Below are 13,826 nucleotides of genomic sequence, written 5' to 3'. Positions count from 1 at the left end.
TGGGGTTTTGATTGCTGTTGAACTAACAATTAATGTAATTGTACTGATGTATAAGATATAATTTGGGTTCGTTACTAAGTTTGTATATGTCTCTTGTGTGAAATTCTTTACATAAAGATAAAAAGAAACCAATTTTAACTTTCACTAAAACCTCTACGATTATGAAATTAGTTCTAAAAAATACAGATACGTTAGTAAATGATAGATTGAGTGTTACAAGAAAAGATGTTCCTTGTTTAGATGCCGCTTGGCATTATCATTCGCAATATGAGTTATTGTATATCACAAAAAGTACAGGTATTCGTTTTGTTGGAGATAGTGTGGAGCGTTTTGAAGCTGGTGATTTAGTATTAGTAGGTCCTTACTTACCTCATTTATGGAGAAACGATCCTTCATATTATACAGAAGGGGATTACAACAGCGTCAATACCATCGTAATTAAATTTAACAGTAATTTTTTGGGAGAAGGAGCTTTTGATAATCCTGAGTTTTCTGAAATAAAAAATTTATTAGCACAGTCTAAATATGGGGTTTCATTTAGCAAAAAAGTTAGTAAATCAATGCATAAAGACTTGATGTCAATGTATGATGCTACACGACCTGAGAAGTCTATTAAATTATTGGATATTCTGTATAAATTGTCTTTAACTAAACATAAAACAGTATTGTCTTCATCTGATATGCGACAATACACAACAAATAATTCAGATCGTATTGACACCGTTTTAAAATTTATTTCTGATAACTATTCTAGTTATATCACGTTAAATGATGTCGCGGATGTTGCCTGTATGACAACGAATTCTTTTTGTCGATTTTTTAAGAAAATGACAAACAAATCATTTACGAGATTTTTAAATGAAGTCCGAATTAGAAATGCGTCAAGGTTATTAGTTCAAGAAGATTTCCCTGTAAATGAGGTATGTTATTTGGTGGGATATAAATCTGTAACCAATTTTAACAAGCAATTCAAGCATGTTATGGGGTATACTCCAAAAGCATATAGAAGAGCTATCTAATTTTTCTTTTCGAACGAGTGGTATTTGTAAACTTCAAGTTGAAAGTACGCGAATGATACATGGTGTATGTGTTTGATTTGTGCAGTTCATTTTATATCAAAACATATATTTTTTTAACGAGGGTAAAATTATGCTTGTACGGGGTAAATTTTATAAATCATTTATAGGATTGTTCCGTTTAATTTGTGTTAGATAAATATGTGATTAACAAGGGTAACCGGTGATGTGGTTGCAAGAATCAAAAAATAAAATTCTAAAAAATGATTTTGAAAAACAAAACTCAAAAAATATCATTGCTAAAAGGAGCTGTGTTGTCTGCTGTAGCTATGGTATGCATGTCTTCTGCAAACGCCCAAAGCAAAGGGATTATTGATAATTCTAAAAGTGAGCATGTAAAGTTGAAAAGTATCAATATGGGTGACTGTCATTGGACGGAGGGATTTTGGGCTGAAAAGTTTAAAATTGCAGAGAAAACAATGATACCTTACATGCGTTCGGTTTTAACTGGAGATGTGGGCCATGCTTTAAATAATTTTAAGATTGCCGCTGGTTTACAAGAGGGTGAACATAAAGGAATGCGTTGGCATGATGGGGATTTTTATAAGTTTATGGAGGCTGAATGCTATCTGTATTCTCAAAATGGTGATCAGAACCTATTAACTGAATTAGATGGTTATATTGAAATAATCGGTAAAGCTCAAGAAAAAGATGGATATCTTCAAACACAAATTCAATTGAATGAGGATGTGGATCGTTACGAAAATAGAAAATATCATGAGATGTATAACTCTGGTCATTTAATGACTTCAGCTTGTATTCATTACAGAACTACAGGACAAAGAAATTTCTTAGATATTGCTATTAAACATGCAGATTTACTACATACGCAGTTTTTACCAGATAATAAATTGTTAGGACGTTTTGGTTTCAATCAAACTCAAATTATGGGACTGGTAGAAATGTATAGAACTACAAAAGACAAGAAATATTTAGAGTTAGCTGAGAAGTTTATCAACAACAGAGGTAAATACAAGGTTACTGAGGTTTCTACAACCATTGGATATCCAATTGGAGATATGGTACAAGAACGTACTCCGTTGAGAAAATCTAGTGAGGCGGTAGGTCACGCTGTATTGGCTTTATACTATTACGCAGGAGCGGCTGATGTATATGCTGAAACGGGAGAGCAAGCATTGGTGGATGCTTTAGATAGATTGTGGAACAATGTAACAGGTAAAAAAATGTATGTAACCGGTGCAGTTGGACAAACACATTATGGAGCTTCTACAAATAGAGATAAAATTGAAGAAGGATTTATTGATGGATATATGATGCCAAACATGACGGCGTATAACGAAACTTGTGCAAATGTTTGTAACTCTATGTTTAGTTATAGAATGTTAGGGTTGCACGGAGAATCTAAGTATGCAGATATCATGGAGTTGGTATTGTACAATAGTGCTTTGTCTGGAATTAATTTAGAAGGTGATAAGTACTATTATGCAAATCCGTTGAGAGTAATCGAAGGTTCAAGAGATTACAAAAAAATGAATACGGAATACCCAACACGTCAACCTTATTTAGATTGTTTTTGTTGTCCTCCAAACTTAGTTAGAACTGTAGCTAAAGTTTCAGGATGGGCATATAGTTTAGCACCAAATGGAGTTGCTGTAAACTTGTATGGAGGAAATACTTTGAATACTAAATTGTTAGATGGTTCTAAAATTTCCTTAAAACAAGAAACAATGTATCCTTGGGAAGGTGCAGTAAAGTTAACGGTACAGAAAGCTAAAAGAAGTGCATTTGATGTAATGTTAAGAATTCCAAACTGGGCAGAAGGTACTAAGATTACTGTGAACGGAAAGGATAGCGGTACAAAAGCAGTGGCAGGTGAGTTTGCTACAATCAATCGTAAGTGGAAAAAAGGAGATGTAGTTTCTATCGAATTTCCAATGGATATTACTTTTGTTGAAGGGCATTCTAGAATTGAAGAAGTTCGTAATCAAGTTGCAATCAAAAGAGGTCCAGTTGTGTATTGTTTAGAGTCTGCTGATTTACCTAAGGATGCGCATATTGTTGATGCATATATCAAAGGTGATACGGATGCTTTAACTGCTGAATACAAAGAAGATTTGTTAGGTGGAGTTACGGCTATTACTGGTGATATCCTGATTAGGAAAGGGAAGTCTGATAAGAATATGTATAACAAAGTTTCGAAACCAACTTTGGAGTCATATAAAACGATGTTTGTTCCTTATTATTCTTGGTCTAATAGAAATAAGGGAGTAGAAAGTGAAATGAGTGTATTCTTACCAGTGGTTTGGTAATGTAGATTAAAAAAAGAATTCAAATCGCTATGAGCATTATGTTGATAGCGATTTTTTTATTAATAAAGGAGAGGGTAATAAACCAAGAGTGTTTTGGTAATATCCACTTAATTTTAGTTAAATTAAAGCCTGAGAATTAGGACTTGTTTAACTTACTTTGTGTAATCCAGATAATTATAAATTATGATGTTAAATAGTTTTAAAAAGTGGTCTGTGTTGGGTATTGTTTTTATTGCAATTGCATTGCAATCAATCAAAGCTCAAAAAGTGTATCCATTTTCCGATCCTGAAAATAAAGGAGGATGGAAATTAAATAAAGAGGCGAGTGATGAGTTTGAATCTCGTAGCTTGAATGAGAAAAGATGGTATGTTGTTGGGAAGTTTAAAAATGGAAAACCAGTTTATAAACACCCAGATAAACCCAATAAGAAGGTCTGGAAGGGAAGAGCTCCTTCGCAATTTTCTGGAGAAAATTATCGTTTAGAAGATGGGAAATTGATTTTGGAAACTAGGTGGGAACCAGACTTTCCTTTTAGTGACGAATTAAGTAAACCATGGGGGAAAAATAATACCAGAAGTAAGTTTGAAAATATTACTACTGCATGTTTGATAGGACGAAAGTTCTTTAAATATGGTTATATGGAAATTAAAAGTAAAGCGGCAGATGCAGAAATTACAAGTGCCTTTTGGGGTATAGGTAGCGGAACGGAATTAGATATTTTTGAACAATTCGGAAGTGGTAGAAACAAAAATAAACAACATTTAGATACAGAAATGTGGTGGTCCATTCATGATTGGAGTAGAGAAGGAAAAGGGAAGAGCGTTTATACCGAACATTTGGATTATGGATTTAGAGTTGCCGACGATTTTCATGTATACGGAATTGAATGGAATGAGAATGGAGTGAAGCTTTATGTAGATGGTAAATACAAAACAGGGGCAACTCGAGAACAAGTAGATGCTTATGCAGCAAAGAAAGGTTATCCAAATGGATGGGTACTTGATGGTGAAATTAGCATATGGTTAGATCAAGAGACTTTTCCTTGGCATGGCGTTCCTGATTCTCTAGAAGATTTAGAGTTAAATAGTCCAGAAGGAAAAAAAGAGGATGGTGTTGTTGATTATGAGATAGAATATGTTCGTATTTGGCAAAAGAAATAAACATAGTTAAAGCCTTGAGAGAATTATCTTTTAAGGCTTTTTGCTGTCTAAAATTAAGGAATAACAGATAATGGGGAACGATAGTATCCTAGAAGACAAAAAATAATCCTTTAGAGACAAAACTTCCTTTAGTAATTTATTAATTAGAGTCGTAAATAGTAATAGTGTTTTAAAAAGAATAGAATGAAAAGTTATTTTAAAATTGTAGTATGTTTTGGATTGGCAGTAATGTCAAATTTGTCATTTGCACAAAGTAAAGGGATCATATCCAATAAAGATAGTAAATATGTAAAGCTGAAAAGTGTGAATATTGGCGACTGTCAATGGACCAGTGGTTTCTGGGCAGATAAATTCAAAGTTGCCGAGGAAGTTATGGTGCCGCATATGGGAACTCTATTAACAGGTGATGTAGGACATGCTTTAAATAATTTTAAAATAGCTGCCGGATTAAAAGAAGGAAAACACAAGGGGATGAAATGGCATGATGGTGATTTCTATAAATGGATGGAGGCATCTTTATATATTTATGCGCAGAATAAAGATAAAAGAATTGTTGAGGAGCTTGACCAGTATATTTCAATTATAGCCAAAGCCCAAGCACCTGATGGCTATATTCATACCAAAGTTTCTACAGACGATTCAATGGAGCGTTTTGGAAATAGACAACACCATGAAATGTATAATTTCGGACATTTATATACAAGTGCTTGTATTCATAATAGAATTACTGGGCAAACAAACTTTTTAGATTTGGCCATAAAAAATGCTGATTTCCTGTATCAAAAATTTATGCCAGAACCTAAAGGGGATTTAAAACGTTTTGGATTTAATCAGACCCAAATTATGGGATTGGTAGAGTTGTATAGAACAACTAAAGATAAAAGATATTTAGACCTAGCGGAGTTGTTTATTAATTTAAGAGGACAGTCTAAGGTACAGCCAACTGCCGTTTCTGGATATAAATTTATTGGAGATATGGTGCAAGAACGTACACCACTTCGAAAAGCCACTTCTGCAGAAGGACATGCTGTATTGGCGCTTTATTTCTATGCGGGTGCCGCTGATGTAGCTGCAGAAACAGGTGAACAGGCATTAATTGATGCTTTGGACAGACTTTGGGAAAGCGTAACGGATAAAAAAATGTATGTAACAGGCGCAGTGGGGCAAACACATCACGGTGTTTCTAAGCATGTCGATATGGTTCATGAGGGGTTTATCAATGATTATATGATGCCTAATTTAACGGCCTACAACGAGACTTGTGCAAATGTTTGTAATTCAATGTTTAGTTATAGAATGCTTGGAATTCATGGGGAATCAAAATATGCAGATATCATGGAATTGGTGCTTTTTAACAGTGCCTTATCAGGAATAAGTGTAGAAGGGAAAGATTATTTTTATGCAAATCCACTGCGTGTCAGTCATAAAGGGTTTGACCCTGGTAATGATACTGAATTTGATGTTAGACAACCCTATATACCTTGTTTTTGTTGTCCACCTAACTTAGTGAGAACAATCGCAAAACTTTCAGGATGGGCTTATAGTTTGTCAGATAATGGTGTTGCAGTAAATCTTTATGGAGGAAATAAATTAAAAACTAAATTATTGGATGGCTCTAGAATAGAGCTGAAACAAGATACTGAGTATCCATGGAAAGGAGACGTGACCATTACTGTTGAAAGATGTAAAAGAGCTGCTTTTGATATGTTATTGAGGATTCCAGAATGGGCAAAGGGTTCTAAAGTACTCGTAAATGGAAAGTCTGTTGCTACTAGTGTTGTTCCTGGTAACTTCGCCACAATTCATAGAAAATGGAGAAAGGGAGATGTAATAAGTTTACAAATGCCAATGGAAATAAAATTGTTAGAAGGGAACCCTTTGATTGAGGAGGTTAGAAATCAAGCAGCGGTAAAAAGAGGACCGGTAGTATATTGTGTTGAAACTCCAGACTTGCCGAAAAAGACGGATATATTAGATGTTTATTTACCAGTTAACTCTAATTTAAAAGCAAAATATGATCCAAACTTTTTAGGAGGAATTTCTACAATATCAGGTGAATTAAAGCTTAGAAAAGATAATGAACCTGGAATGTATAGAGAGATAGCAAAACCAAAATGGGAAGCAACAAATGTACAACTAGTTCCCTATTTTGCTTGGGCAAATAGAGGTGCGAGTGAGATGTCAGTTTGGCTACCTATTTTGTGGGAATAATTTTATTGAATTTCAGAAAAAAGACGTTGTATAAGTGCAATGTCTTTTTTTTTGTGATAAAATAGGAGAGGTATATGGGTAAATAGTGGAAATATTTAGAAGAATAATCACCTATATTTAAACTTTAATGTAAACAAGAAAAAATGAAATTATTTAAATCAATTCACCTTGTTGTTGCAGTAGTGGCTGCATTGTCAGCCTGCAATTCTAATGCAACCGAAAACTCAAAAAAGGAGACGCCTCCAAATATTCTGGTAATTCTATGTGATGACTTAGGTTATGCAGATGTTGGGTTTAATGGATCAACAGATATAATAACTCCCGAACTAGATAAACTTGCGGGAAATGGAACTATTTTTACGTCGGCTTATGTAGCGCATTCGTTTTGTGGACCAAGTAGGGCGGCTTTGATGACAGGTAGGTATCCGCATCAGATTGGGGCTCCATTTAATTTACACTCCAATTCAAGTGAGAATGATAAGGATAATATGGGAGTGACAACAAAAGAAGTGTTTATGTCTAAATCACTTCAAAAAGCAGGATACTACACTTCTGTTATTGGAAAATGGCATTTGGGAGCTTCTCCAAAATTTCATCCAAATAAAAGAGGGTTTGATAATTTTTATGGTTTCTTGGGCGGAGGTCATAATTATTTTCCTTCGAAGTATAGAAAAGTTTATGAAAATCAAAAGAAGCAGGGAGTAAAGGTAATTCGAGATTATGTATTGCCATTAGAACATAATGGAAAAGAAGTAAAGGAAACAGAATATATTACTGATGCTTTGTCAAGAGAGGCCGTAAACACGATCCTAAATGCCAAGAATAAAAAACAACCTTTTTTTACCTATTTGGCATACAATGCACCGCATGTTCCATTGGAGGCAAAAGCAGAAGATATGGAAGTTTTTTCTTCTATTAAAGATAAAGATAGAAGAACCTATGCCGGAATGGTATATGCAGTTGATAGAGGGGTAGGTAAAATCGTGGCAGCGTTAAAAGAAACAAATCAATTAGAGAATACTATTATAGTTTTTCTTAGCGATAATGGTGGTAATTTTGATCATGGAGCCAACAATGCACCACTTAAAGGAACGAAAGGTGATACTTGGGAAGGTGGTTTTAGAGTTCCAATGTTTGTGCATTGGCCAGCTAAAATAAAAGGAGGAGAAGTGTATGATTATCCTGTTTCGGCATTGGATTTATATCCAAGTTTTTTAAATGCAGCTAATGTAAAATTTCCAAAAAATAAAATCTTAGCAGGTAAAGATATTTTACCTTCTGTGATAGCGGGCAAAGATGCTAGGCCAGATGAGATGATTTATGCGCTAAGGTATAGACATGGTTATTCTGATGTAGCGGGTAGAAAAGGGAGTTTAAAAGTTACTAGAATGGGTAATGAACCTTGGTTGATGTTTGATGTGGATAAAGATAAAGGTGAAAAGAAAAACTTAGGAAATAGGTATCCTGAACAAATGAGGGAAATGATTGCAGAAATAGAAGAATGGACACACTCGTTTATCAAACCAATGTGGTACTACTCTGCAAAAGATGAAGAGTTATGGGAAGACGGAAGAATGCCTCAGTTTAAAGAGACATTTGAGGTCGAAATGTTACAAAATGCAGCTTCAAAAAAATAAAAAAAAAGCCCAATTTTAATTGGGCTTTTTTTATATGGATGCCATGAATGTGGTTAAATTGATTTTTCTATCTAAGTCTATTTTTTTTCTCAATCTATGACGTGCAACATGCACACTACCAAGTGAAATTCCAAGTAGATATGCCATTTCTTGTCCAGAAAAATTTAGTTTTATCAAGGCACATAATTTTAAATCTGCGGCACTTAAATTTGGAGCCTTTTTCTGTAAACGTTCATAGAACCCCTTGTTTTGTTCTATAAATCGATTGTTAAAGGAGTCCCATAGTTTATTAGATTGTTGCTCAATACTTAATAATAGACCTTTTGATTTTCCCTCTTTGTCTATGGATTTAAGTTCTTTTTTAAGACTGTTTATGATTGATTCTTTTTCAATAAGTTGCAATACATTAGTGGTGAGTTCTTTGTTGTTAAGTGCTATTTTTTCTTCAGATTCTTGTTGTTTTCTTTTATGATTTAAAGATTTTTTTCTGAAATGCAACAGTATACCAATTAGCAAGGAGCTAAACAATAAAATTAGAATTAATGATCTAAAAAGAATAATTTCTTGCTCCTTCTCCAAAATTTCCAATTGTTGTTGGTTTATTTTTTGCTTCGAAGTGAAAAGTTGTTCTCTGTACCTGTTTTTTATAGTCAAGAAATCTTTGTTTCTTACATTTCTTGTGTTGAGGTATCGATTGTCAATTGATCTTGAAATTTCTAAATTTTTATAGGCCAATTTATAATCTCCTTTTTTATCTAATAATCTTGCGTAAATCGTATGTAGGTAAGATTTGTAAAACGTGTTTTCTCCATATTTGTCTTTGATAGACGTAGCTTTTTGAAAGTATCTTTTTGCAGATTCAATGTCATTTATTTTGTTGTATCTGGTTGCTAAGGAACCATATAGAATGATTAAAAAGCTATGGTTCGGATTAGAAACTAGAACAGTATCTATGGAGTGTTTTAATACTTGTATCGATTCTTTGAATTTTCCTTGGGTTTTTAAGACACTTGATTTTTTTTCTTGAAGAAACACATGAAAAAACTTATCTGTTGGTATACTTGAAGCTAGCGTATTACAGGTGTCAATGTATGCCAACATATTTTCTGCATCATCAATGTGCTGGTAGTATAATAATATATTAAAGTAAGATTTTAAAAATTCTGATCTTGGGGTGTGTTTTATTTTTTTGAACAAATCATTCGCTTTATGAAAATGTTCTCCACAGGCAGCATCTTGTTTAAACAAATATTGAATTTTTCCAAGTTCAGTATGCGCTCTTGCAATGTTTAGGGTGTCTTTTATGAATTCTGATAAAAATAATGCTTCTCCTGCATTGTAAAACGCGTCACTATACTGCTGCGTAATTCTATTTCTTTTACTTAAGGTTAAAATATTTTGTATTGCATAAACTGTATCTCCATTTTGTAAACTTTTCCGATATTCAGATTTGAGTTCTTTAGGGTTTTTATCAAGTAAATATTTAGCTTCAGCATGATTCGTTAATTGTTGCGCATGTAAGGTTATTGATAAAAATAATAAGGTACATGTGAAAAATAGAAATTTCAATTTATTCAATGTGTATGGTAGTTTAATGATTGAATAAAGATAGTAAAGTTAATCTGTAAAAACGCTCAAAAATTAGCATGTTAAGTTTTTGTAATGGTTAAATAAGAGCTGTTTAGCTATGAGTATGTACATTTAACCATCTAGAGATATAGTTGAGTCTTTAGAGTAGTAGGACATTAATAATTAAAATATATGGCAGATGAAAAGAAGGGATTTTTTTAAAAAAGGAGCTAAAGGGGTATTAGCGGCTGGTTTGGTTCCAGTTGTAAATGCATGTGACATTACAAAAGATGTTACCTCTGAATCTTCTTTTTCAACGGAAGCTGAGTCTTCTACAAAAAAGGATATAAAACGAAGAAAAACACTTACCTATGATGTTGCCGTTTTGGGAGGGGGATTAGCTGGTATGTGTGCAGCTGTGTCTGCTGCAAGAAATGGTGCGAAAACCGTTATCATTCAGGATAGACCTGTTTTAGGAGGAAATGCCTCTAGCGAAATGAGGGTTCACGTAAATGGTGTAACTCATTTAAGACCTAATGGACTTCCAGAAAGAGAAACAGGGGTGATTGAAGAAATTCTTTTACATAACAGGTTTAGAAATCCACAAGAGGCTTACCCTGTTTTTGATCATGTTATGTATGATTATATCGTTCAGCAAGAAAATTTGGACCTCATGCTTAATACCCAGGCAAATGAGGCTGTCATGGATGGGAATACTATTGTAGCGGCTGTTTGTTGGCAATTGACTACAGAGACTGAGTTTACTATAAATGCAAAGCAGTTTATTGATTGTTCTGGTGATGGAATGTTAGCAGCTTCTGCGGGTGCTGAATTTAGGACGGGGAGAGAGGCCTCTTCAGAGTTCAATGAAAAATATGCTCCAAAAGAAGCCGATGGTTGGCAGATGGGGGCTACCTTGTTAATGTCTTCAAAAGATATGGGGAGACCGATGCCTTATGAGGCACCGTCTTATGTGATAAAATACGATTATGAAAATGCACATCCGAAAAGGAAGATAAAAGGTTTTGAAGGTGGTATTTGGTGGGTTGAAGTCGGAAGTAAGGGAGATATAATTGCAGAGCAAGAAGAAAATCGTGAAAGACTTATGGGACATTTACACGGTGTTTGGGATTATATTAAAAATTCAGGAAAGTTTCCAGAAGCCGATAATTATGCATTGGATTGGGTACAGTCTATTCCTGGTAGAAGGGAGTCTCGTCGTTTTGTAGGTGATTTTATTTTATCTGAAAGAGATTTAACAGAGCATAGACATTTTGAAGATGCTGTGGCGTACGGAGGATGGTCGTTAGATGAGCACAATTGGGGTGGTATTGAAAATATTACGCATCCACCTAGTTATTTTCATGCGCATTTTGAAAAGGTGTATGAAATACCATACCGTAGTTTGTATTCAAAGAATATCTCGAACTTACTATTTGCTGGTAGAAATATCAGTCAAACACATATCGCATTGTCATCCTCAAGGGTCATGGGAACATGCGCGTTAATGGGACAAGCGGTAGGAACAGCGGCTAGTATATGTGTTAAGAAAAATGTATCTCCTAGAAAAGTAGCACAAGAGTATATAAATGAGTTGCAAGAACAGCTTTTAAGAGATGATGCTTTTATTCCAAATAGATATGCCAATGATAAAAAGGATTTAGCACAAAAGTCATCCGCATTATTTGGCTCAACTACAAAATCAGGTGATGCTAAGCTATTGATTAATGGGGTTTCTAGAGATTTTGATGGGAAGGTAAATCACTGGGAGTCGGAAAGTTTACCAGCTAACATTCAAATGGAATGGGAGGTGCCGGTTTCTTTAAGCAAGGTAGAGTTGAAATGTGACACAAATCTTAAAAAAAATATCATGATGCGCAAAGATAGTCGTAATAATGAGACGTTTGCAAATCATGTACCTGTTGAATTATTGAAGAGGTTGGATATTGAGGCGAGGGTTGATGGTGAATGGAAAACAATAGGTGAAAACTTTAACAACAGGACTAGATTGATTAAATTTAATTTTGAGTCCGCTAAAGTAACGGCAATTCGTGTGAATATGCATGAAACGTATGGAGCAGATTCGGCTAAACTTTTTGAAATTAGATGTTATGCATAAAAAGAGACTTAATTTTATAGAGTTGGTTTGTTTGTTTCTTTTTCAAGTAGCACAAGCACAACTGAAACAAAAACCAAATATATTATTTATTGGTATTGACGATTTAAGACCTGAGCTGGGGTGTTATGGATCGGATATCGCTATTACTCCGAATTTAGACAAGTTGGCAAGTGAGGGGGTGCTTTTTAAAAGAGCTTATTGCCAACAAGCAATTTGTGGACCATCTCGTGCAAGTTTGCTTACAGGGATAAGGCCACAGACTAGTGGTGTTTATCACAATTATATCAAATTTAGGGAAGCAAACCCAGAGGTAGTAACTTTACCTCAATTATTTTCTCAAAATGGCTATGAGACATTTTATTGTGGTAAAATATTTCATCATGGAGATAAGGATGATGCGTTATCTTGGAATCGTCAACCTGCTTTGGATTCTATGGAAATCAAGGGGATTGCTAAGCCTGCAGGGTTTAATACAATAAAAAATCAGAAAATAAAGGAGGCGTATAAAAAAGAGATGTTCGCAAAATATGGAAAAGTTGCGAAGTATGGATTGGCAAGCGGACCAGCCTATGAGTCTGCAGACGTACCTGATAACGCCTATGCGGATGGTTATAATACCGAATTAGCTATAGCTTCCATGAGGGAAGTTTTAAAAGAAGGAGAAAAGCCTTTTTTTTTAGGACTGGGTTTTCATAAACCACATTTGAATTGGACTTCTCCAAAAAAATATTGGGATTTATATGATCCTGAAAATGTTCCGCTTACGGACGAAATTAAGGGACCTATTAATGGTGCTGAAATGGGGCTACATCCGTCTTTTGAATTAAGGGTACGTCATGGAATTCCAAAACAAGGTGAAATTGATGCAGAATTAGCTCGAACATTGAAACATGCTTATTTAGCCTGTGTAAGTTATGTAGATGCTCAGATAGGTAAAATGATGGAGGCATTAGAAGCGTCTGGACAAAGAGAGAATACAATAGTTATTGTTTGGAGTGATCACGGATGGCATCTTGGAGATAAAGGAATTTGGGGGAAAGCAACAAATTATGAAGTTGCAACAAGAGTTCCATTGATTATTTCTTCACCAATGATCAAAAAAAAGAATATTGGGAGCCAAACAAATGCTTTAGTGGAGTTGGTAGATATGTATCCGACGCTCTGTGAATTGGCAAATATTTCAAAACCCATTCATTTAGAGGGTAAAAGTTTTGTTCCGCTATTAAATCATCCAAATAAAAAATGGAAAAAGGCGGCCTTTAGTCAATTTCCAACTCCTGCCTTACGTGAATGGGGTGCGTATCCATTACGACCAGCAATGAGAGAGACTTATTTTGGTGTTTTATTAGATGAAGTTGAAGAAAGAATAAAATTGCAACAAAAAGAAAAATGGGATAGAGATTTTTTTGAGAATGAATTAATGGGATATACAATGAGAACAGATCGCTATAGGTTGATTGTTTGGGAAGATAGTTCAAAACAAAATACGATACCTATTTATATAGAGCTTTATGACCATGAAGAGGATCCGAAAGAGTCTATTAATATTGCCTTAGAAAATCCCAAATTGGTAAAAAAACTTATGAAGCAGTATTATAAAAGTTTGATGAAATAATATTGTTTCATTTTAAAATGCTTAGAAAAGCACCTACTTTATGTAGGTGCTTTTTGTTTTTAAACACGAGTTAATTCACCTAGGGTAAAATCGATTAACTAAAGGGTAAAAAAATGAGGTTTGAAAAGTTAAGCAACTGTTAATTTTACAGAGTTACTTTTTGTATTC

Annotated in this window: 8 protein-coding genes; 7 read left to right on the top strand and 1 reads right to left on the bottom strand. The window is 34.3% G+C overall.

Annotated elements, in window-relative coordinates; translation table 11 throughout:
* Positions 1-161: 161 nt before the first annotated feature.
* The 5 genes from AC2DGP_RS08410 to AC2DGP_RS08390 all read left to right on the top strand — a co-directional run bounded on the left by AC2DGP_RS08410 (position 162) and on the right by AC2DGP_RS08390 (position 8,355).
* A complete protein-coding gene (locus AC2DGP_RS08410) occupies positions 162-1,019 on the top strand; it encodes a helix-turn-helix domain-containing protein (RefSeq protein ID WP_484489621.1) in 858 nt (285 codons plus the stop codon).
* Between the two features lie 260 nt (positions 1,020-1,279).
* Complete coding sequence (locus tag AC2DGP_RS08405; RefSeq protein WP_484489620.1) at positions 1,280-3,346, top strand: glycoside hydrolase family 127 protein; 2,067 nt, start codon at positions 1,280-1,282, stop codon at positions 3,344-3,346.
* A gap of 183 nt (positions 3,347-3,529) precedes the next feature.
* On the top strand, positions 3,530-4,507 hold the full coding sequence (locus AC2DGP_RS08400; protein ID WP_484489619.1) for a family 16 glycosylhydrolase: 978 nt from the start codon (positions 3,530-3,532) through the stop codon (positions 4,505-4,507).
* Positions 4,508-4,690: 183 nt separating this feature from the next.
* Positions 4,691-6,718, top strand: a complete 2,028-nt coding sequence (locus tag AC2DGP_RS08395; protein WP_484489618.1) for a glycoside hydrolase family 127 protein — start codon at positions 4,691-4,693, stop codon at positions 6,716-6,718.
* A gap of 143 nt (positions 6,719-6,861) precedes the next feature.
* A complete protein-coding gene (locus AC2DGP_RS08390; RefSeq protein ID WP_484489617.1) occupies positions 6,862-8,355 on the top strand; it encodes a sulfatase-like hydrolase/transferase in 1,494 nt (497 codons plus the stop codon).
* Positions 8,356-8,385: 30 nt separating this feature from the next.
* Here AC2DGP_RS08390 and AC2DGP_RS08385 read toward each other — a convergent pair whose 3' ends face one another.
* Positions 8,386-9,924 carry a helix-turn-helix transcriptional regulator gene (locus AC2DGP_RS08385; protein WP_484489616.1) on the bottom strand — a complete coding sequence of 513 codons (1,539 nt, stop codon included), beginning with the start codon at positions 9,922-9,924 and terminating at the stop codon, positions 8,386-8,388.
* A 199-nt stretch (positions 9,925-10,123) separates the two neighbouring features.
* Between AC2DGP_RS08385 and AC2DGP_RS08380 the strand changes: the two genes are divergently transcribed.
* Both AC2DGP_RS08380 and AC2DGP_RS08375 read left to right on the top strand, forming a co-directional pair.
* Entirely contained in the window at positions 10,124-12,043 is a 1,920-nt protein-coding gene (locus AC2DGP_RS08380; RefSeq protein WP_484489615.1) for an FAD-dependent oxidoreductase, read from the top strand.
* Positions 12,036-13,658, top strand: coding sequence for a sulfatase (locus AC2DGP_RS08375; protein ID WP_484489614.1), 1,623 nt, complete (start codon positions 12,036-12,038; stop codon positions 13,656-13,658). The genes AC2DGP_RS08380 and AC2DGP_RS08375 overlap by 8 nt, the downstream gene beginning before the upstream one ends.
* Positions 13,659-13,826 lie beyond the last annotated feature (168 nt).

It is taken from the genome of Flavicella sp. IMCC45537, assembly GCF_057197705.1.
The sequence above is the reverse complement of the archived record's forward strand: the minus strand, read 5'-3'. Positions and strand labels throughout refer to the sequence as shown.